Source organism: Micrococcus sp. iso_239, from assembly GCF_056173395.1.
This window is the reverse complement of record NZ_CM149672.1, coordinates 2,138,858-2,159,911: the sequence shown is the minus strand read 5'-3', so window position 1 is coordinate 2,159,911 and position 21,054 is coordinate 2,138,858. Positions and strand designations below refer to the sequence as shown.

Genomic DNA, 21,054 nt, shown 5'->3' with positions numbered 1-21,054 from the left:
TCTGTCAGGGCAGGATCGGAGAAACGGAGCAGCGGCATCCTGTCCGTTCCGGCGCGCCGCCGCGTCGAGGAGCGCCGCCGCAGGTGAAGGGGATCGTGGACGTGGACTCGCAGCCGCAGGGACGTGTGCTGTACGTGACCGTGGGCGCACCGGAGCACGGCGTGGTGCGCCACGGGCGGCAGACCGCCGCCGCCCTCCGGCGGGTGGGCGCCGAGGTGGAGCTGCGCACGGCGGAGGACGTCGCGGCGTTCCGGGGCCTCGTGCCCCTGATGGAGGAGGCGCGCGCGCTGGGCGCCGCCGTGCACCTGGACGTCACGGACGCACTGTTCGGCCCCACCGCGACCGCCGCCGCGGACCTGCTCGTCGACGTCCTGCCCGCGGGCGCCACGCTCACCCTGCACGACATCCCGCAGCCCGCCGAGGGCGACGGCCGCTACCGCCGCCGCGGCGAGGCATACGCGCGGCTCGCCCAGGCGGTGGACGGCGTCGTGGTCTCCTCGCAGCACGAGCGGGCGCTGCTGGCGGACCTGGTGGACGTGGCCGCGGACGTGGTCCCGCTGCCCGTTCAGGACCGCCGGGCCGCGGCCGCCCGCGCCGAGCCGGTGGTGCCGGAGAGCATGGCCGGCCTCGACCGGGACCTCGTGCTCTTCGGCTTCGTCTACCCGGGCAAGGGGCACGCCCTCGCCCTGGAGGCCCTCACCGAGCTGCACCGCCAGTGGGGCCCGGACTCCGGGGCGCCGCGCCGGCTGACGGCGCTCGGACCCGTCAGCATCGGGCATGACGACCTCGTGGCGGAGCTGACCCGCGACGCCGAGGCGCGCGGCCTGGAGTTCCGCGTCACCGGGTTCGTGCCGGACGAGTTCGCGGACGCGGCCCTGCTCTCGGCGGGCATCCCGTTCGCGGCGCACCGCAACGTGTCCGCGTCCGGGTCCCTGGCGGCGTGGACCTCGGTGGGGCGGCGGGCCATCGCCTCCGCCGGCCGCTACACGGAGGAGATGGAGCGCCTGCGCCCGGGCACCCTGCGGCTCGTGCACCCCAACGGGTCGCCGGCCTTCGCGATGGCCGAGGCGATCGCCGAGGCGGTCGAGGACCCCGAGCGCACGTGGCTCGACCCCGCCGTGGACCTCTCGCCCGGGGCCGAGGACTGCGCGCGGATGCTCTTCGACGTGCTCCGCCGCGTGCACAGGTGGACGTGAGCGCCGCCGTCTCCGTGGTGGTGCCCTACTACCGGGCCCAGGCGGACCTCGACCGGCTCACGGCCGCGCTCGCGGCCCAGCGCGGCCTGACCGGCGGGCTGCAGCTCGTGGTGGCCGACGACGGCTCGCCCGTCCCGCCCCGGGTGGACCCGGGCCTGCCGTTCGACGTGGTGACCGTGCGCCAGCAGGACCGCGGGTTCCGCGCCTCGGCGGCCCGGGCGCTCGGGGCGGAGGCGGCCGACGGCGACGTGCTCGCCTTCCTCGACGGGGACATGCTCCCCGAACCCGGGTACCTCACCGCGGCGCTGACCGCGGTGGCGCAGGCGCCCCGGGACGCCGCGGTGGTGGGCCGGCGGCGGCACCTGGCCGAGGCCTGGCTGGAACGGGCCTGGGCGCACGGATGGCGGCCCGGGCACGAGGTGCCCGCGGACGCCCGCCTGGCCGAGCCGGCCTGGCTGCGCGAGGGGTACCGCGCCACGGACGACCTGCGCCGCGCCGACTCCACCGGCTACCGGTACGTCATCTCGGCCGTGCTCACGGTGGCGCGCGAGGTCTACGAGGACGGCGGCGGCTTCGACCCCGCCTTCGTGGGCTACGGCGGGGAGGACTGGGAGCTGGCGTACCGGCTGTGGCGCGTGGGGGCAGCGCTGCGCCACGCGCCGGACGCGGTGGCGTGGCAGGCCGGCGCCGACTTCGGCGGACGCGGCGACGCCGCCGAGGCCGCCCGGGTGAAGGCCCGCGAGGCGCTCGTGCTGGCCACCCGCATCCCCGCGACGACGGCCCGCGGCTACGGCCTGTCCCTGGCCGGCCCGCTGCGGGTCGAGGCGCGCGTGCGGGTGCCGGAGGGCGCGGACGGCGCGGCGGCGGCCGTGGTGGCGGTGGACGCCGTGCTGCGCGCGGCGCCGGGGGCGCGGGTCGGCGTCGTGGGCGGCCTCGACGAGGCGGCGGCGCGCGCGCTCGGCGACCCCCGCGTGCGGCTGTTGGGCGAGCCCGACGGCGGCGCGGCGGCGCCCGAGGACCTGCCGCCGACGCCGGCGCGCGGCGACCTCGAGGCCGTGCGGTCGGTGCCCGACTGGTCCGTGGACGTGCGCATGCCGCTGCGGCCCGCCGCGGCCGGAGCCCGGCCTGACGCGGACGCCGTCGCCGCGTGGCTGCTGCGCCTGGAACGGGCCGGCGTCGAGCGCGTGGAAGTGCTGGGCGAGCCGGGCGAGCCGGGCGAGCGCGACGTGCTCGCCGTGCTGACGTGCGCGCGGGCGCGGTGGCGGCGTCGGCGGGGCGGGACGGCGCGGGTGTGGCGGGTGCCCGCCTCCCGGCTGGGCTGGGCGCCCGTGGCCGCCGTGCCGGACCTCGAGGCGTGGTGGGGCGGCTGGGGCTGAGCGGGCCGGTGCCCGCGGGGCGGGGCTGGCACAATCGCGGACAGGACGGAACACGGGAGGACCGATGAGCGAGCTGGACGAGCTGGACTTCGCGGCGCTCGCCGCGTTCCTGGCCTGGTGGTTCGGGACGGCGGGCGTCGGCTGGATCCGGCGCGTGGACGGCTGAGGAGAGAGGACGCACGGATGCAGTGGGATGAGGGACGACGCCGGCACTACGGGCACTTCTACGGGCTCGAGGACCTGCCCGAGGGCGACCTGCTGCTGGTGTGGGGCAACTGCCAGGGCGAGTCGTATCGGCGGCTGCTCGGCGGGGAGCCCGGCACACCGCTGCACGGGGCGGACCTGGTGAGCGTGCGCGTGCCGCCCGCCTTCGAGGTCCAGCCGGACGAGGTCGAGCACCTGGAGCGGCTGCTGCCGCGCGTGAAGGCGCTCGTCACCCAGCCGATCCCCCACGACTACCGGGGCATGCCCATCGGCACGGACCAGCTCGTGGCCCGGCTGCCGAAGGACGCCGCCGTGGTGCGGATCCCCGTGGTGTACGACGTCTCGCGCTTCCCCTGGCAGGTCACCCTCCGCAACTGGAAGTTCGCGCCCGGGGCGGCCGAGCGGCCGGGGGAGGACCCGCCCGTCGTGCCATACCACGACCTGCGCGTGCTGGCCGAGGCGGCGACGGGCCGTCGCCGGGAGGTGGCGCCGGCGGCGATCCGCGAGGCCGCGGCCGCGTCCGTGCAGGCGCTGCGGGCGCGGGAGGAGGCGAAGGGGACGCTGTCCATGGCGGATCTGGTGGCGGCGGAGCGGGGCGTCGGCTTCTACACCGTGAACCACCCGACCAACACGCTGCTGACCCGCGTGGCCGAGCGCGTGGCCGAGCGCCTGCCGGGCGACGTCGCCGTCCAGCCCGTGCCCGCCTCCCGCGTGCTCCTCGGCGGGGTGCGCGCGCCCCTCGAGGCGGTCGTGGTGGAGGCCCTCGACCTCGACGCCGAGCCGACCGAGGACTGGACCGTGGCCGGACAGACCGTCCCGGCCGAGCAGCTGCGACAGACCCACCTGGACTGGTACGCGCAGAACCCGCAGGCCGTGGAGGCCGGGATGCGCAAGTACGCAGACCAGCTGCGGCTGCTGGGCCTTACGGGCTAGCGCCGGCCCCGGCCACCAGTGGAGGATGGGCGGCACGTCCCGTCTGCCGCGGAGCACGTCTGCGGGGGCGGCCGTACCGTTCCTTTGACCCCGTCACCCCACGGAGGACCACGTGACCGAGCAGTACGACATCCTGATCGTCGGCGGCGGCAACGCCGGCGTGTCCTTGGCCGCCGCACTGCGGCGGAAGCGGCAGGGTCGGGTCGCCATCGCCGACGGCCACCAGCTGCACCGCTACCGGCCGATGCTGAACTACGCGGCGGGCGGGCAGGCGGACATGGCCCGGTTCGAACGGCCGATGCGGGCCGTCATCCCGGACGGGGTCGAATGGATCCCGGACCACGTCGTGGCCGTGGACGCCGAGGAACGGACCGCGGTGACGAGCACCGGGCTGACCGTGGGCTTCCGCCACCTCGTGCTCTGCCCGGGGCTGACCCCGTGGTGGGGTGCGATCGACGGTGGGCTGACCCCGTTTCGTAGGTCCAGTCGTTATGAGAGTCGTCCTGTTGCCCGCGGTCGCGGGCAGGGAGACTGGTCAGATCATGACGAACAGCAGGAAGCGTCACACCCCCGAGCAGGTCGTCCGTAAGCTCGGGCAGGCCGACAGGATGCTCGCCGATGGTCAGGACGTCGCGGCGGTGTGCCGGGAGCTCGGGGTGTCCGAGCAGACGTACTACCGGTGGCGGAACCAGTACGGCGGCCTCAAGGCCGACGACGCAAAGCGCCTGAAGGAGCTGGAGAAGCAGAACGCGACCCTGAAGCGTCTGCTCGCGGAAGCGGAGCTGGAGAAGGCCGCGCTCAAGGAGCTGGCTGAGGGAAACTTCTAAGCCCGGACAGGCGCCGCGCCGCCGTCGATCACCTCAAGGGCAAGTTGCGGGTGAGCGAACGGATGGCGTGCCGTCTGGTCGGGCTGAGCCGCTCCGCGTACCGGCGACCGCTCAAGGGCGACACGGTCGCGGACCCGGATCGGGCGCTCAGGGAGTGGCTGCGCGCCTGGGCGAAGGACCATCCCCGCTACGGGTATCGGCGGGCGTATCACGACGCCCGCGCCGAGGGGTGGGTGGTGAACCACAAGAAGATCCAACGCCTGTGGCGTGACGAAGGGCTCCGGGTCCCGCAGCGGCGTCGACGCAAGCGCGTCGGGTCCTCGACCGTCGACGCGCCGACGGCGGACGCGCCGAACGTGGTGTGGGCGGTGGACTTCCAGTTCGACGCCGACGAGCACGGACGACCGATCAAGATCTGCTCGATCGTCGACGAACACACCCGGGAGTGCATCGGCGGGCTCGTGGAGCGCTCGATTGCCGCCGACCGACTCACCGCCCACCTCGGGGACCTCGTCGCCGCCCGGGGGCGTGTCAACTTGTCTGTGTAAGCGGGGTGGTCACAGGTAGGGGTTGATCCGGTCGGGGTAGGCCGCGGCGAGCTGGGCGAGGGCCTGCTTCCAGTTCGTGACGGCCTGACCTTCGACGAGCCGGCCCTGGGCTTTGCGCTGGCCGGCGGGTTTGCCCCGGTCCCGAGCGCGTTCGGCGGCGCGTTTGTCTTCGATGTTGCAGATCGCCAGCCAGAGCAGCTTCACCGCCGCCTCGGTCGAGGGGAAGTGGCCGCGGTTCTTGGTCACCTTCCGTAGCTGGAAGTTCAGCGACTCGATGCTGTTGGTCGTGTAGATGACCTTGCGGAGCATGGGTGGGAACTGCAGGAACGGGATGAACCGCTCCCAGGAGTTCGCCCAGGTCGCGGCTGCAGACGGGTACTTCGTGCCGAGCTCGGAGGCCTCGAACTCGGCCAGCGCCTTCCTCGCGGTCTCTTCGTTGGGGGCGGTGTAGATCGGCTTCAGCGCGGCGGCGACCTTCTTGAGTTGAGTCCCGGATAGTGGTGTAACCCTCCCCGGTGGCCACGACCATCTTCGAGACGGACGCGGTCACCGTGGGAGCCTTCGAGCGAACCTTCCACAGCACTCTCGAAAGGACATCACCACGATGACCGCTCCTCATATTGTCGACCCTGAACGGCTGCTGCGCGAAGCTCTCGGGGAGGCCTCTCCCGATCTGTTGCGCCACCTGCTGCAGACCGTGATCAACGCACTGCTCTCCGCCGACGCTGACGCGGTCTGCGGGGCCGAGTACGGCAAGCCCTCCGAACATCGGACAGCGCAGCGCAACGGCTACCGCCACCGACCCCTGGACACCCGCGCCGGCACGATCGATGTGGCCATCCCCAAACTCCGGGCCGGCACGTACTTCCCCGAATGGCTGCTCGAGCGCCGCAAACGGGCCGAGTCCGCACTGATCACCGTGGTCGCGGACTGCTACCTGGCCGGGGTCTCGACCCGGCGCATGGACAAGCTCGTACGGCAGCTGGGCATCGACTCGCTCTCGAAGTCCCAGGTCAGCCGGATGGCACAGGAGTTGGACGAGCACATCGAGGCTTTCCGCCACCGGCCTCTGGGCGAGGCCGGCCCGTTCGTGTTCCTCGCCGCCGACGCCCTGACCATGAAGGTGCGTGAGGGCGGGCGTGTGGTCAACGCGGTGGCCATGGTCGCCACCGGGGTCAACGCGGACGGGCGCCGCGAGGTCCTCGGGCTGAGGGTGGCCACCACGGAGTCCGGGGCGGGGTGGAACGAGTTCTTCGCGGATCTGGTGGCCCGGGGGCTGGCCGGGGTGGCACTGGTGACCTCGGACTCCCATCGCGGCCTCGTGGAAGCAGTGGCGGCGAACCTGCCCGGGGCCGTGTGGCAACGCTGCCGCACCCATTACGCGGCGAATCTGATGGCCGTGACCCCGAAGAGCATGTGGCCGGCGGTGAAGGCCATGCTGCACAGCGTGTATGACCAGCCCGACGGGCCGGCCGTGCACGCCCAGTTCGAGCGCCTGTTGGACTACGTGCAGGACAGGTTGCCCGCGGTGGCCGCCCACTTAGACGCCGCTCGACAGGACATCCTCGCGTTCACCTCGTTCCCGAGGGACGTGTGGTGCCAGATCTGGTCGAACAACCCCGCCGAGCGGCTGAACCGGGAGATCCGGCGCCGCACGGACTCGGTGGGGATCTTCCCGAACCGGGATGCCGTGGTGCGCCTGGTCGGGGCCGTGCTGGCCGAGCAGACAGATGAATGGGCCGAAGGCCGCCGGTATCTCGGCCTGGAACTGCTCGCCCGGTGCCGTGAGCCCCTGACCACGGAGCAAGAGACCGTGATGAGCACGGAGGTGATGCCGACCCTGCAGACCTGACAGGTACAAGCCCCCTACAACCTCGAAGACGGTTACACCACTTCCAGGGACTTGACCTCCGAGGCGAACAGCTGACGCTTCAGTGCGGTGAACTTCGCTCCAAAGCCTCGTGCGGCAGACTCCGGCATGACGAATCCGGCATAACCGAAGGCTGGGCTTGTCCGGAAGCGAGGATGGTCCGGGCCGACGTAGGCGCCCGGCTCGCCGATCTCGTCGATGTACGCCAGCAGCATCTGACCATTGTGCAGGGCACAGCGGACACTGCAGACAAGCGCAGAGGCCCACGCAAGCGTGGGCCTCTCGAATTGGTGCTCGGGGCACTGTCTCAGCCCTAGCTACCACACGCGAGCGTACTCGCGCGCGCAGAGCATAGGCAAGTGTGGTTGTGTATGATCCGTCGCCCTGTCGGGTCGCTGCGGGGTCGGAATGGGTCCCGTCCAGCGGCCCGCCCCCACCATTCGAAGGACCCCATGACCACCCCCGCCACGCGCGGCGCTGCCTCGGCGCCCCACCGCTCTCCCCAGAACCTCTCGAACTTCGTGTGGGGGATCGCGGATCAGCTCCGGGGCGTATTCAAGCCGAACCAGTACGGCACCCTCGTCCTTCCGCTCACCATCCTGCGCCGCATGGAGGCGGTCATGGCCCCGCACCGGGAGTTCTTCGCTGAACTGGCGGCCAAGGGCCATCCAGACTTCATGCTGGACAACCTGGTGGAGTCGCGCACGGGCCTGACGTTCTACAACCTCAGCCCCTTCACCCTGGACCGCATCCTGCAGGAGCCGGACCTGCTCCGCACGAACCTGCTGGCCTACGTGGACGGCTTCTCCCAGAACGTGGCGGACCTGTTCACCTACTACGAGTTCGACAAGACGGTCGCCAAGCTGGACGAGCACGACCGCCTCTTCCTGGTCCTGCAGCAGTTCGCCTCCATCGACCTCTCCCCGGATGCCGTCTCCAACGCGGAGATGGGGACCCTCTTCGAGGACCTCATCCGCCGCTTCGCGGCCGCCTCCAACGAGACCGCCGGTGAGCACTTCACCCCGCGCGACGCGGTGAAGCTCCTCGTGGACCTGCTCACCGCCAACGACGACGACGTCCTCACCGGCTACCCGGTCCGCACCGTCTATGACCCCACGGCCGGCACCGGCGGCATGCTGTCCCTGCTGGACGAGCGCCTGCGCCGCATGAACCCGAACGCGGAGGTCCGCCTGTTCGGACAGGAGCTCAACGACCAGTCCTACGCCATCTGCAAGTCCGAGCTGCTCGGCAAGGGCCAGGACGCGGACGGCATCGCTCGCGGGGACACCCTCAAGAACGACGCCCACCTGACCGAGCGCTTCGACTACGTCCTCTCCAACCCGCCCTACGGCGGCGACTGGAAGGCCTCCCGCACCGCGGTGGAGAAGGAGATCGCCGCCGGTGGCGCCACGAACCGCTTCCCGGGTGGCACCCCCGCCATCAGCGACGGCCAGATGCTGTTCCTCCAGCTCGTGGCTTCGAAGCTCCGCCCGGTCTCGGAGGGTGGAGGTCGGGCCGGCATCGTCCTCAACGGCTCCCCGCTGTTCACGGGCGGGGCGGGCTCGGGCCCGTCCGAGATCCGCCGCTGGCTGCTGGAGTCGGACCTGGTGGATGCAATCGTCGCGCTGCCCACGGACATGTTCTACAACACCGGCATCGCCACCTACGTGTGGGTGCTGGACAACAACAAGTCGGAAGAGCGCCGCGGCAGGGTGCAGCTGATCGACGCCCGCACGTTCTTCACCAAGCTGCGCCGCAACGTGGGCTCGAAGAACAAGGAGCTGTCCAAGGCGGACCGCCAGCGCGTGCTGGACATCTACCGGGACTTCGACGCCCAGTCCGAGGCCAACGCCGAGTTCTCCAAGGTCCTCACCGCGCAGGACTTCGGCTACCGGGAGATCTCCGTGGAGCGCCCGCTGCAGCTGCGCTTCGAGGTGGAGGACGCCACCATCGCGGCGGCGCTCGCCACCAAGCCGGCGGACAAGCTTCCCGACGACGGCCGCTCGGCTCTCGGGGCCGCCCTCGCCTCCCTGCGTGGCCGGGTCTGGGACCACCAGCCCACTTTCGTGCTGGACCTGAAGAAGGCGCTGAAGGAGCACGGCGTGACCGCCGGCGCTCCACTGGTGAAGGCCCTGACCGGGGCGATCGGCGTGCACGACCCCGAGGCGGAGGTCGTGAAGAACACGAAGGGCGAGCCGGAGCCGGACACCTCACTGCGGGACACCGAGCTGGTGCCCTTCGGCCAGGACATCCACGAGTACTTCGAGGCTGAGGTGGCCCCGCACGTGCCCGGCGCCTGGATCGACGAGTCCAAGACGAAGATCGGCTACGAGATCCCCTTCACCCGGCTCTTCTACACGTACGTGCCGCCGCGCCCCCTCGAGGAGATCGACGCCGAGCTCAAGCAGCTCACCGCCGAGATCATCGAGCTCCTGCAGGAGGTCGAGCGGTGATTCTCGACACAGACTCGACTCCGCCGGGTTGGAGGCTCTCCACATTCGGCCGAGAGATGTTGGTTCGAGGAGGATTGGTCGATCCCCGCGACCCGGTGTGGTCCGGCACTGTCCTGATAGCTCCTAACCACATCGAGTCGGGAACGGGCCGTGTCCTGGCGAGAGAGACCGCCGCGGAGCAGGGTGCAGACTCGGGCAAATACGTCGTCCGTGCGGGCGATCTCATCTACTCGAAGATCCGGCCTGCGCTCAACAAGGTGGCCGTGGCGACCGAAGACTGCCTGTGCAGTGCAGACATGTACCCAGTGGTCCCGGCCAAGGAGGCTGACGTTCGCTTCTGCCAGTACTACATGCTGGCTGACCCGTTCCTTACCTATGCAGCCCTCGCTGCCGACCGAGTGAAGATGCCGAAGGTTAATCGCGAGGAGCTCTCCGGCGCGCCTTGGCTCGTGCCTGCGCTAGCGGAGCAACGGCGTATCGCGGACTACCTCGACCGCGAGACCGCCACGATCGACGCCCTGATCGAGAAGCAGCGACAGCTCATCGAGGGCCTGCGCGAACGCGGTGATGCTTCGTGGAGGAGGCTCTACGACAGTGTCCTCAAAACGGTTCGGCCACTTCCGTTGAGACGCCACGTCCAGTCTATTTCGGACGGCCCCTTCGGGTCAGCGCTGACCTCGGCCCACTACGCGGCGTCTGGAGTTCGTGTGATCCGTCTGGGAAACATCGGCCCGGGAGTTTTCAAGCTTGATGATGAGGCGTTCATCTCGCACGAGTACGGCGAAAAACTCAAGCGATACGCGGTATCACCTGGAGACCTCATCATGGCGGGCCTCGGAGACTCGAACGTGTCCCTTGGCCGAACAGCAGAGGTCCCGGAGGGGCTTGGACCGGCAATCAACAAGGCGGACTGCTTCCGGCTCCGACTTCACGCAGGTGTCGACTCGCGCTACATGGTGGTCGCGCTCAACGCTCCTCAGACTCGCGAACTCGTCCTTCAACTGGCGCAGGGGTCAACGAGGCAACGCATGAACACGAGCGTCGCCGCCCGTCTGCCTGTCGCCGTGCCCGACCCGCGCTGCCAAGCCCAAGTTGTTGAGCAATGGGAGAGTGAGACCGCCAAGATCGACGCTCTGATCGCCAAGGCGGAGCGGTTCATCGAGCTCGCTCAGGAGCGCCGGGCCGCGCTGATCACCGCCGCCGTCACCGGCCAGATCGAGATCCCCACGGAGGACTGACCGCCATGGCCATCCACAACGAGAGCGAGCTCGAGACCTACATCTGCGAGTACCTCCAGGCCCACGGTTGGCTCTACTCGGACAACGATGCCGGCTACGACCGCAAGAACGCGATCTTCTCCGAGGACATCCACGCCTGGCTGGCCGAGAACCAGCCGGAGGACTACGGGCGCATCGTGAAGGCCGACGCCCCCGCCTCCGCGCAGCAGGCACAGCGGGACCAGATCACCACCCGCCTGATCGACGTGCTCAACAAGCCGCAGGACACCGGCGTCGGCGGCACCCTCAACGTGCTCCGCAAGGGCTTCAAGGTCGGCACCTCCGCCACCCTGCGCATGGCCGAGCCGCGGCCGGCCACGAACCTGAACCCGGCCGCCGTCGCCTCCTACGAGCGCATGCGGCTGCGCGTGATGCGTCAGGTGCACTTCAACCCGGCCACCAACCAGTCCGTGGACCTGGTGCTGTTCGTCAACGGCCTGCCCGTGGCGACGATCGAGCTGAAGACCGACTCCACCCAGTCCATCGGCCACGCGAAGAAGCAGTACCGCGAGCGCAACCCCAAGGCCACGCCGCTGTTCGGGTTCGGCACCCGCGCCGTGGTCCACTTCGCCGTCTCCAACCGCGAGGTCTGGATGACCACCAAGCTGGCCGGGAAGGACACCTTCTTCCTGCCGTTCAACCAAGGCGACGACGGCCACGCCGGCAACCCGCTCAATCCGAACGGCGGTTCCTCCACGGCCTACCTGTGGGAACGGATTCTCCAGCGGGACACCTGGCTCGAGATCCTCCAGAAGTTCGTCTTCCTCAAGAAGGAGACCGTGGAGGACGAGCACGGCCGCTCGCGCCGGAAGTCCACGCTGATCTTCCCGCGCTTCCACCAGTGGGAGGCCGTCACCTCGATGCTCGCCGCCGTCCGCGATGAGGGCGCCGGCAAGTCCTACCTGATCGAGCACTCCGCGGGCTCCGGCAAGACCAACACCATCGCCTGGACCGCCCACCGGCTGCTCTCCACCTACGGGGCGGACGAGCAGCGGGTGTTCGACTCGGTCATCGTGGTCACCGACCGCACCGTGCTGGACGACCAGCTTCAGGAGGCCGTCCGGCAGATCGAACGGACCTCCGGCACCGTGGTGGCCGTGGACCGCAAGAACCTCGGGGGAGAGGCCACCAGCAAGTCCGCCCTGGTGAAGCAGACCCTGCTGCAGGGCAATCGGATCATCGTGGTGACGCTGCAGACCTTCCCCGCCGTACTCGAGCTCCTCAAAGGTGACTCGACACTCGCCGGCCGCACCTACGCGGTGATCGCGGACGAGGCGCACTCCTCCCAGACCGGCTCCGCCGCAGCCAAGCTCAAGCGCGTCCTCACCCCAGACGAGCAGGCCGACCTCGAAGACGGGGGAGAAGCGGACACCGAGTCCATCCTCGCCGCCGAGGTCGCCGCCACCGGACGCCCGGAGAACATCAGCTTCTTCGCCTTCACCGCCACCCCGAAGGACAAGACCCTGCAGATGTTCGGCCGCCCCTCCGGCGAATACGACGAGAAGGGCCAGGAGATCCCGGCCTCCTTCCATCGGTACACCATGCAGCAGGCCATCGAGGAGGAGTTCATCCTCGACGTGCTGAAGAACTTCACCAACTACGGCACCGCCTTCAAGCTGGCCCTGGCCGGACAGCAGGGCGAGTTCCGCCCGGAAGGCGACCGGGCCGCCGTCGGGAAGCCGACCACCGAAGTGGACCAGACCGAGGCGAGCAAGAAGCTCATGAGGTGGGTCAAGCTGCACCCCACGAACATCGCCCAGAAGGTCAAGATCATCGTGGAGCACTTCCGCGCCAACGTGGCCGGACTGCTCGACGGGCAGGCCAAGGCCATGGTGGTCACCGACTCCCGCGCCGCCGCCGTCCGGTACAAGCGCCAGATGGACCAGTACATCCAGGACATGGGGTACACGGACGTGGACACGTTGGTGGCCTTCTCCGGCGAGATCACCGACGACGAATTCGGGCTCGAGAAGGTCACCGAACGGTCCATGAACCCGTCCGTGACCGGCAACCTGGCGAAGGCGTTCGACGGGGACGGCTACCAGGTGATGATCGTGGCCAACAAGTACCAGACCGGCTTCGACCAGCCGAAGCTCTGTGCCCTGTACGTGGACAAGAAGCTCTCGGGCGTGCTCGCCGTGCAGACGCTCTCGAGGCTCAACCGTGCGGCGCCCGGCAAGGACACCACCTACGTGCTGGACTTCGTGAACTCCGAAGATGACATCCAGGCCGCCTTCGAGCCGTACTACGCCGGCGCGAAGCTGGAGACGGTGACGGACCCGAACCTGATCCATGACCTGGGGACGAAGCTCGACGCCGCGGGTGTGTACGACTGGGACGAGGTCGACGCGTTCGCCGAGGTGTGGGTCGCGTGGAAGCCGGGGAGCGGGCAGGAGGGCCTGCAGGCCGCGCTGGAGCCCGTGGCATACCGGTTCCGCAAGGAGCTGGCGCATGCGCGGATGAACAACGACGAGACACGCGTGAACGAGCTCGTGCTGATGCGCAAGGACATGCGGTCCTTCGTCAGCCTCTACGACTTCCTCTCCCAGATCTACGAGTTCGGGGACACCGAGCACTACAAGCGGGCGCTGTTCCTGCGGCACCTGGTGCAGCTCGTGGGCGATCAGCCCGGCGGTGAGGAGCTGATCGACTTGAGCGATGTGCAGCTGGTGAGCATCCGGCAGAAGAAGACGTCCTCGGGGGACATCGGGCTGACCGGTGGGGCCGCGCTGAAGGGGACCACCGCTGTGGGAGGCGGGCAGGTGCGGGAGAAGCAGCGCGGTCCGTTGGAGGAAGTGATCGAGAAGATCAACGAGATCTTCGCCGGCGAAGGCGTGGATGCCTCCCCGTCCCAGCAGGAGGCGTGGGTCAGTGCCCTCGTGGCGCCGCTCATGGAGGACGAGAAGCTGCTGGGCCAGGCCGGAGCGAACTCGCTGGAGCAGTTCCTCGCGAGCCCGAACCTGGAACGGTCGGCGATGGGAGCCGTGTACGCGAACGAGGACGCCTTCGCGAAGATGACGGACATCGTGGGGCGCGGCGGCGACCCGTCGAAGATGATCGTCGCCGCGATCGGGGAGTACCTGTACTGGAAGGTGCGGAGCGAGGGGGCTGGGCCGGTGGACGTTGCTCATGGACGGTCCGCCGTTTTCGCTGACGAAACGGCCCCTTCGCAGGGCACTTCCGTCGATGAGAGGGCGAGCGCGACGCCGTCGCGCGTCCGGAAGGGGAACTGAGATGGCACATCCCAAGACACTGCAGGTCTTCCTGATGGACGGTGCACCCACCGGTCGGCTGAAGTGCACCCTCGACAACTGGACGGGCCTCGTCTACGTGGTGCCACGCACCAGTCTCAACGCGGACGGGCACCCCGAGGCGTTCGAAGGCACCGGTGTGTACCTGCTGCTGGGGCAGGACGCCGATTCCGGCGACGACGTCGTCTACGTCGGGCAGGCTGTCGGGCGGGCCAACGGCAACGGCATGGTAGGCAGGATCCGGGAGCACGTCCGGAAAGAGGCGCACGACTTCTGGAACCGAGCCATTCTCCTCTCCACCCTCGGGGACACCTTCGGTCCCACGGAGGTGACCTACCTGGAGCACTACTTCCACCAGGCTGCATCCACGGCCGGGCGTTTCACCGTGGACAACGCGGTGGCGCCCTCCCAGGGCAACGTCACGGAGGAGAAGAAGGCGGAGCTGGAGGAGTACGCCGACAAGGCCAAAATCCTGATCAGTGCCCTGGGGCATCGCGTCTTCGAGAGCGCCGACGGCTCACATGCCGTGGCCGCGGCGGGCCGGACCACCCAGGCGCCCGAGACGGTGCCGGAACGCACCCTGTTCACCATGACGGTCAACGGCGTGGGTGCGCAGGGGCACCCGACGCCGGACGGGTTCGTCGTCCTGCGGGGCAGCGGCCTCATGGAGGGGCTGCGACCCAGCGCGCCCGCGGGTGTCCGGGCGAGCCGCGAGCGCTTCGCCGACCACATCGGTCCCGATGGGGTGCTGACCGAGGACGTCTCCTTCACCAGCTCCTCGGCCGCGGCCGGATTCGTGGCCGGCGGGAGCATGAGCGGGCCGTCCTCATGGCGGGCGCCGGATGGGCGCACCCTCGGCGAGGTCGAGGCCGCCTCGGCCGCGCCGGAGCCCATGGAAGACGACGCCTGATGAAGACGCGGCCGACCGCTTTGGATGCCGCCGTCGACCATCCGCGGGGTGCCCAGAGCAACGCCCAAGGACCGGGGACGGGGCGCTCCGGGTCGTTGACCGCGAACGTCATGACCGTCGCGGACGCACTGCGCGACCCTCGTCTCCGTATCCCCGAGTACCAGCGGCCCTATACGTGGTCCACGACGAACACGGGGCAGCTCGTCGAGGACATCCGTCGCTTCCGTGCGGCCGCGTCCTACCGGATCGGCACCATGATCGTGCACGTCGAGGGCGGCTGGCTGGACATCGTCGACGGCCAGCAGCGGTACATGACCTTCGCCCTGATCGCGCTCGCACTGCAGGAGGTCCTGGGCAACACTGCCGAGCGCGCCGAGCACCAGCGTGCGGCCCTGGACCGCGCGGCGGCCATCGAGCTGCCGCCGGGCCGCCGGGACGTGTCGGAGTGCCACGTCATCGAGAACCACCGCCTCATCCTGCAGACATTCCGGTCCTGGGACAGCTCCGAGGTCGAGGACTTCGCGGACTACTTCCTCGACCGGTGCACGCTGGTGCGGCTGACCGTCACCGACCTCGACGCCGCTTTCCAGATGTTCGACTCGCAGAACACACGCGGCCGGCCGCTCCTGCCCACGGATCTGCTGAAGGCCTACCACCTCCGCGCCTACGGAGAGACGACAACCGACCGCGGCGCGATCATGGCGGCCGTGAAGGACTGGGAGTCCACCCCGCCGGACGAGATCAACCACCTCTTCTCGCGTTTGCTCTATCCGGTCGTCCGCTGGTCCGCCGGTGAGTCCTTGCCGAGGGACGGTTTCACATCCGCACAGATCGGGGCGTTCAAGGGCATCTCGGCTGGGGCTGCGAGTTTCGGGCGGCTCCCCTGGGCACATGGGCTGCTGATGGCCAAAGCGCACGTGGATGACTACAACACCAGGAATGCGGCGCTGATCGCCCACGGAGCCCTCGCTCCGCTGGAGTTCCCTTTCCAGCTTTCCCAGCCGATCATCGACGGCGAGATGTTTTTCCGATTCGTCCGGCACTACACGAGCTTGGCCAGAACGCTTGGCGTCTCCGCGACCGAAGCAGACCAGACCGTCCAGGACGATGCCCGTCGCCATCGTGAGATCCGGCGGGTCCATGCCATCACGGGGCTCGTACGTTCTTCAGGCAACGGCGCCGGATATCGCTACACACAGGAGCTCTACGGAGCTCTACTGTTGGCCTATGCGGACCGCTTCGGAGCCGAGGACCTCGAGCGCGCGGCCCTCGTTCTGGCGCGACACGCCTTTGCGCTGAGGACTCGTCTGCGCCGGGTCTACCCACGTTCGACCGAGCTGCACGCGCTGGGGCTGAACAAGGCCGTGGACTCGGCAGAGCAGGTCAACCTGTTCCGTCTGATGATGGGCACTATGGACCCGGCTGCGATCACCGGGCGCGTGGCGGCCCTCCCCGGGCCGTACGTGGACGAGGCCTCCCCGGTGGAGCGTCTCTACTCGGACACGCCCTGGGACACGGAGGAAGCCCACGATGCAGACTGAGAAGCACGCGCCTGAGGCGCTGACGATCGAGGAGGTCTTCACCGCCGCCCGGCACTACCGGGTGCCGGTCTACCAACGGGCCTACGCCTGGACGCAGGTCGAGATCGCGACACTCCTCGCAGACGTGCGCCGCGCTCGCCTCCGCTCGGAGAAGCCGGATACGCAGGGAGCCTCGTCCGACTACTACCTCGGCTCGCTGGTCGTGAACCGAGCCACGACTCCTGAGGGCGTGCCGATTGACGAGGTGGTCGACGGGCAGCAGCGCCTGACCACGCTGACGGTGCTGGCGGCCGTCGCGGAGCGTGTCATCCGTGCCGGTGTCCTCGACCCCCGAGCGTTGGCCGTCCTGGATTACGAAGGGCGCCCCGAGGCCGGGGAGGACCTCGCGACACTCCGCCGTCGGGGCGCCCCCGCCGGGACGTCGTTCCAGGTGGACACCATCGGGGTGGCCGCCGAGACGATCGCTGCGGCCTGCCGGCGGGCCATGGACCGGCAAACCCCGGCAGACGATCAGGAGGTGATGTTCGACGGCGACGACCTCGCGTACCTCTGGAAGCATGTCCGGTTGCTGCGCACCGAGCTTCCGAAGGGCACGGACCTCAACCACTATTTCGAGGTGATGAACACCCGCGGTGAGCAGCTCGCCAAGCACGAGATCCTCAAGGCCACATTGATGCGGCCTCTCCAGGACGCCACGGACCGGAAGGTGTTCGCGCACGTCTGGGACGCTTGCGCCGTTCTGGACCGCCACGTCCAGCTCCAGTTCTCAACCGAGCGGCCGAAGGATGGGGGTGAGGCGGCAAGAGACGCCGTCTTCGGAGCGTCCTGGTCGTCCCTCCTCACACGGGATTTCGCGTCGCTGCGGGCAGCTCTCGCGCCGAGCCTGACCGCGACGGTGTCGGGCGCCCGCACCATCATTGGGGCTCTGCGGGCCGCCGGGCAGACCGCCGTGGAGTCCTGGCCCCCGTCCGACCAGCGCCAGGACGACGCCGATACCGGCGCCTACGGGACTATCGTCGACTTCCCGAACTTGCTGCTGCATGTGCTGCGCGTGATGCAGGAGAAGGGTGAGGGGGCCGAGCCCGGCCTGCCGCGATGGGGCCAGGACTCAACGGGGGCCGTGCGGCTCGAGGACGGCTCCCTGCTGGAGCAGTTCGCCCAGCACGGCCATGTCGACGCGGCCTGGTCTCAGCGCTTCCTCGTGACGCTGCTCCGTATGCGCCTTCTGCTGGACACCTATGTGATCAGGACTCTGGCGACGACGGGAACACAGGCGGACGAGGAGAACTGGGTGCTCAGCCGAGCTCAGAAGCTCGAGACGGAGGCCGGCGAGCGCTCGCCGCGCCGACGGCTGGGTGTGAAGAACACCTTCCAGGATCCGCAGGTCCAGGACGCCGTCCGGAACCTTCAGGCCATGTTCCAGGTCACCGACACGCGCCGCACGTCCAAGTACTTCCTGTACCGCATCCTGCGATGGCTGGATGCGCAGCCGGTGGACTGCGTGGACGGCGAGGCCTTCCAGCGCATGCTGGAGGACCTGGCCCGCGAGCGGCTTCGCGCCTACGACGCGGACGAGGGATTGGACCTTGGGGTCAAGGTCCCGAATTTCGTGTTCAACGTCCTGGATTACATCCTCTGGGATCTCGGACGTAATCCGTCCGCCGAAGCGGGGCCGCTCTGGGCTGCACTCGGCGACGTTGAACGGAGTGTCCTGTCCCAACGTGCAGGCTCATTCCGCTTCCGGTACCGGACCTCGGTGGAGCACTTCTATCCCGTGATTCCTGGCGAAGGACAGAAGGTCCTGACATCAACGGAGGTGAACCGTTTCGGGAACCTGTGCATCATGGGCCGACGCGAGAACTCCCAGCGGAACAACCTGATGCCCGTCTCGAAGGTGAAGCAGTACTCTTCGGACGAGCAGAGCCTCAAGTTCCAGCTCATGGCCGGCATCCTTCACGCCGAGGGCGACTGGGACGTCCCTCAGATCAAGGAACACGGGAACAGCATGCGGCGGGTGATCCAGGAGTGGCAGGGCAAACGGCCCTGACACCTCGGGACGATCTGGCCTCAGAGCCCCCGTTAGGCTCGTCCCATGGTTGCCGCGCGCGAAGTCACCCTTCAGGAGCTCCTCGGGGGCTCCTACCAGTACACGGTCCCGCTCTATCAGCGGACGTACTCCTGGGGCCGCCCGCAGTGGCAGCGACTGTGGGAGGACGTCGTGGACGTCGCCGACCGCCGCCGGCACAACCTTTCGGCGACTCACTTCATCGGCTCCCTCGTTCTCGCCGGCTTCCGGGACAACGGGCCCGGTGGCGTCCAGCGGTGGCTCGTGGTGGACGGGCAGCAACGGCTGACGACTCTGACGCTCCTCCTCGCCGCTGTCCGCGACCACCGGGCTGAGCACGAAGGCCCCATGCACGCCGATCGGGTCAACGAGAAGTACCTGGTCAACAAGTGGGAGGACGGCGATCTCCGCTACAAGGTCCTGCCGACCCAGGCCGACCGCAGCGCCTACCGCGGACGGATCGAGCACGCCCCGGACGCTGCCGAAGGCTCCAGGATCAGCGAAGCCCACCAGTTCTTCCTGACGAAGCTGCTCGGGTTGAGCCAACCGTCTGCTGACGGTGAAGAGGAGCCGCTGACCTTGGCGGAGGTCGAGTCCGCCGTCGTCGCCGGCCTGTCGATCGTGTCCGTGACCACCGGGGAGAACGACAACGCCCACCGCATCTTCGAGTCGCTGAACAACACCGGCCTCAAGCTCACCCAGGGCGACCTGCTCAGGAACTACCTGTTCATGCAGCTGCCCACCCGGGCGGATGAGGTCTACACCACCCTGTGGCTCCCGTTGCAGAACCTGCTCTCCAATGAGGAACTGGAGACCCTGTTCTGGCTTGACCTGGTGCAACAGGATCCCAAGGTCCGCCAGACGGAGATCTACGCGGGGCAGCAGCGTCGCATGCGTGGCCTGCAGGATGAGTCGCAGGTCAGGGCGGAAGTCGAGCGGTTCCTGGCGTTGGGGCGTCTCTACGACGTGATGCTCCGCCCGGAGAAGGAGAAGGACGACGCAGTGCGCTTCCGCTTGGCACGCCTGCGCGCCTGGCGCACGACGACGACGTTCCCGATCACACTGCACCTGATGGAGCGCCGGTCGTTGGGGGACATCGACTCGGACGAACTGGCCCGTGCGCTCCTCTACCTCGAGTCGTACCTGGTCCGGCGCCTCGTCTTCGGCCGCTATTCCGACGGTCTCAACACCACCTTGCTCGCGGCCACGGCCGACATCCAGGGTCAGGACGACCCGGCGGATGCCCTGCAGCGCTTCCTCTCCAGCGGACGGAAGCACTTCGCCTCCGACGATCAGATCCGCCAGGCCGTGATGACGGCACCCTTCTACACGACGGGCCGGGCGGCCCACCGGAAGCTGATCCTCCGGTGGATCGAGGAGTCCTACGGCAGCAAGGAACCGGTGGACCTCGACAGCGCGACCATCGAGCACGTCATGCCGCAGACCCTCACGGAGGAGTGGGAGCGCGCTCTGGCCGGCCAGCTCGAGGCGCACCAGGACCTTCGAGAGATGCACACCGAACTCCTCCACACCTTGGGCAACCTCACCCTCACCGGGTACAACAGCGAGCTGAGCAACGGGCCCTTCGCGGTCAAGCGTGCGGAGCTGGCCAAGAGCGGCATCCGCATGAACCAGGAGATCTCCGCTGAACCGGTATGGGGTCCCGCGCAGATCCGTGCTCGCGCCGAGCGGCTGGCGGACCGGATCGTCGGTATCTGGCCGGGGCCCTCAGCAGAGGCCGCCTCCGGAGTCGCCCACACGGCCTGGCAGACGCTGTCGGATGCCGTCGAGGCCATTCCCGCCGGGTTCTGGACCTCCTACGGCGAACTCGCACGGCTGATCGGAAGCCATCCGGTCCCCGTGGGGACCTACCTCGCACGGACTGCCCTGCCGCACGCTCATCGTGTGCTCCAGGCGGGAGGCACCGTCTCTCCGTCCTTCCGGTGGACCGACGTCCACCGCACGGACGATCCGCACGACGTCCTCGCGGCCGAAGGCGTGCGCTTCTCCGAGGACGGACGTGCCGACGGCGGCCAGCGGCTGCTGGCGGAGCAGCTCGCCGAGCTCATCGACGTCGACGTCGACCTGACCGATCCCCGGTCGCTCGCCGCCCCGGGCAACGACCCTGCGCTGCGGGACCGCTGGGTCGACCGACTTCACGACCACAACGATCCCGAATCGGCCCGCGCACTGATCGAGGTCCAACGAGGCTGGGTCGAGCGCGGTGGCCGGGCGGAATTCGCGGACAATGCCGCCGGCGGTTGTTTCTTGGTCGTCCCGCGCACGTCAGCACGCGCCATCTGGCCGGTGATCCTGTACCCGACGTACGGCGTCGAGGTCGTCTTCTATCATCTGGCGAATTGGCCTCCCTTCACGGACGAGGCGCTTCTCGACGAATTCCGGGGACGTCTGAATCTCATCCCCGGGGTGGAATTCGGCCCCGAGTCTCTCCGCCGGCGCCCGAGCATCAAGCCGCAGACCCTTCAGCCGGCCGCGGCACAGGAGGCGTTCCTCGACGCGCTGGAATGGTTCCTGCGCACCGTCCAGGAGGACGACAGGACTTCCTGACAGCCCTGCCAGGGGCAGGCCCTGGCGAGGCGCTG

At 69.1% G+C, this 21,054-nt stretch carries 13 protein-coding genes and 2 pseudogenes; 13 read left to right on the top strand and 2 right to left on the bottom strand.

The genetic code is table 11. The features are described from left to right. The first annotated feature begins 83 nt into the window (after positions 1–83). The 5 genes and pseudogenes from AC0VX2_RS10040 to AC0VX2_RS10020 form a co-directional block, all read left to right on the top strand. A complete protein-coding gene (locus AC0VX2_RS10040; protein ID WP_136940126.1) occupies positions 84–1,196 on the top strand; it encodes a glycosyltransferase family protein in 1,113 nt (370 codons plus the stop codon). After that, complete coding sequence (locus AC0VX2_RS10035) at positions 1,193–2,572, top strand: glycosyltransferase (protein ID WP_251393478.1); 1,380 nt, start codon at positions 1,193–1,195, stop codon at positions 2,570–2,572. Before AC0VX2_RS10040 ends, AC0VX2_RS10035 begins: the two co-directional genes overlap by 4 nt. A gap of 183 nt (positions 2,573–2,755) precedes the next feature. Further along, complete coding sequence (locus tag AC0VX2_RS10030; RefSeq protein WP_101965917.1) at positions 2,756–3,709, top strand: WcbI family polysaccharide biosynthesis putative acetyltransferase; 954 nt, start codon at positions 2,756–2,758, stop codon at positions 3,707–3,709. A gap of 112 nt (positions 3,710–3,821) precedes the next feature. Continuing rightward, positions 3,822–4,298, top strand: coding sequence for an FAD-dependent oxidoreductase (locus AC0VX2_RS10025; protein ID WP_475432581.1), 477 nt, complete (start codon positions 3,822–3,824; stop codon positions 4,296–4,298). Next, positions 4,252–5,063, top strand: a pseudogene (locus AC0VX2_RS10020) (IS3 family transposase); the annotation flags it as partial. The gene AC0VX2_RS10025 and the pseudogene AC0VX2_RS10020, both read left to right, overlap by 47 nt. A gap of 30 nt (positions 5,064–5,093) precedes the next feature. Here the strand turns inward: AC0VX2_RS10020 and AC0VX2_RS10015 are convergent. After that, a pseudogene (locus tag AC0VX2_RS10015) lies at positions 5,094–5,564 on the bottom strand (transposase); the annotation flags it as partial. 124 nt (positions 5,565–5,688) lie between these two features. Between AC0VX2_RS10015 and AC0VX2_RS10010 the strand changes: the two are divergent. Beyond that, positions 5,689–6,936 carry an IS256 family transposase gene (locus AC0VX2_RS10010; protein ID WP_036337348.1) on the top strand — a complete coding sequence of 416 codons (1,248 nt, stop codon included), beginning with the start codon at positions 5,689–5,691 and terminating at the stop codon, positions 6,934–6,936. Between the two features lie 32 nt (positions 6,937–6,968). On the opposite strand, the gene AC0VX2_RS10005 is transcribed toward AC0VX2_RS10010, so the two are convergent. Beyond that, positions 6,969–7,169: a hypothetical protein gene (locus AC0VX2_RS10005; RefSeq protein WP_251393435.1), complete on the bottom strand. Its 201-nt coding sequence runs from the start codon at positions 7,167–7,169 to the stop codon at positions 6,969–6,971. 237 nt (positions 7,170–7,406) lie between these two features. On the opposite strand from AC0VX2_RS10005, the gene AC0VX2_RS10000 reads away from it, so the two are divergent. Genes AC0VX2_RS10000 through AC0VX2_RS09970 form a run of 7 tightly spaced genes read left to right on the top strand, consistent with a single transcriptional unit; the run spans position 7,407 to position 21,019 of the window. Continuing rightward, positions 7,407–9,407: a type I restriction-modification system subunit M gene (locus AC0VX2_RS10000; RefSeq protein WP_158184005.1), complete on the top strand. Its 2,001-nt coding sequence runs from the start codon at positions 7,407–7,409 to the stop codon at positions 9,405–9,407. Further along, positions 9,404–10,645, top strand: coding sequence for a restriction endonuclease subunit S (locus AC0VX2_RS09995; RefSeq protein WP_159228085.1), 1,242 nt, complete (start codon positions 9,404–9,406; stop codon positions 10,643–10,645). The genes AC0VX2_RS10000 and AC0VX2_RS09995 overlap by 4 nt, the downstream gene beginning before the upstream one ends. A gap of 5 nt (positions 10,646–10,650) precedes the next feature. After that, on the top strand, positions 10,651–13,917 hold the full coding sequence (locus AC0VX2_RS09990; RefSeq protein WP_251393436.1) for a type I restriction endonuclease subunit R: 3,267 nt from the start codon (positions 10,651–10,653) through the stop codon (positions 13,915–13,917). A gap of 1 nt (position 13,918) precedes the next feature. After that, complete coding sequence (locus AC0VX2_RS09985; protein WP_169577812.1) at positions 13,919–14,845, top strand: GIY-YIG nuclease family protein; 927 nt, start codon at positions 13,919–13,921, stop codon at positions 14,843–14,845. Next, positions 14,845–16,386, top strand: a complete 1,542-nt coding sequence (locus tag AC0VX2_RS09980; RefSeq protein WP_169577813.1) for a DUF262 domain-containing protein — start codon at positions 14,845–14,847, stop codon at positions 16,384–16,386. Before AC0VX2_RS09985 ends, AC0VX2_RS09980 begins: the two co-directional genes overlap by 1 nt. Further along, positions 16,376–18,433 carry a GmrSD restriction endonuclease domain-containing protein gene (locus tag AC0VX2_RS09975; protein ID WP_020627965.1) on the top strand — a complete coding sequence of 686 codons (2,058 nt, stop codon included), beginning with the start codon at positions 16,376–16,378 and terminating at the stop codon, positions 18,431–18,433. Before AC0VX2_RS09980 ends, AC0VX2_RS09975 begins: the two co-directional genes overlap by 11 nt. A 45-nt stretch (positions 18,434–18,478) precedes the next feature. After that, a complete protein-coding gene (locus AC0VX2_RS09970) occupies positions 18,479–21,019 on the top strand; it encodes a GmrSD restriction endonuclease domain-containing protein (protein ID WP_101966117.1) in 2,541 nt (846 codons plus the stop codon). Positions 21,020–21,054 lie beyond the last annotated feature (35 nt).

Bases quoted from the DNA above. Each gene is read 5' to 3' on its own strand.
- AC0VX2_RS09985 (WP_169577812.1), top strand. From the start codon at position 13,919: ATGGCACATCCCAAGACACTGCAGGTCTTCCTGATGGACGGTGCACCC.
- AC0VX2_RS09970 (WP_101966117.1), top strand. From the start codon at position 18,479: ATGGTTGCCGCGCGCGAAGTCACCCTTCAGGAGCTCCTCGGGGGCTCC.
- AC0VX2_RS10030 (WP_101965917.1), top strand. From the start codon at position 2,756: ATGCAGTGGGATGAGGGACGACGCCGGCACTACGGGCACTTCTACGGG.
- AC0VX2_RS10005 (WP_251393435.1), bottom strand. From the start codon at position 7,169: ATGCTGCTGGCGTACATCGACGAGATCGGCGAGCCGGGCGCCTACGTC.
- AC0VX2_RS10000 (WP_158184005.1), top strand. From the start codon at position 7,407: ATGACCACCCCCGCCACGCGCGGCGCTGCCTCGGCGCCCCACCGCTCT.
- AC0VX2_RS09980 (WP_169577813.1), top strand. From the start codon at position 14,845: ATGAAGACGCGGCCGACCGCTTTGGATGCCGCCGTCGACCATCCGCGG.
- AC0VX2_RS10010 (WP_036337348.1), top strand. From the start codon at position 5,689: ATGACCGCTCCTCATATTGTCGACCCTGAACGGCTGCTGCGCGAAGCT.
- AC0VX2_RS09975 (WP_020627965.1), top strand. From the start codon at position 16,376: ATGCAGACTGAGAAGCACGCGCCTGAGGCGCTGACGATCGAGGAGGTC.
- AC0VX2_RS09990 (WP_251393436.1), top strand. From the start codon at position 10,651: ATGGCCATCCACAACGAGAGCGAGCTCGAGACCTACATCTGCGAGTAC.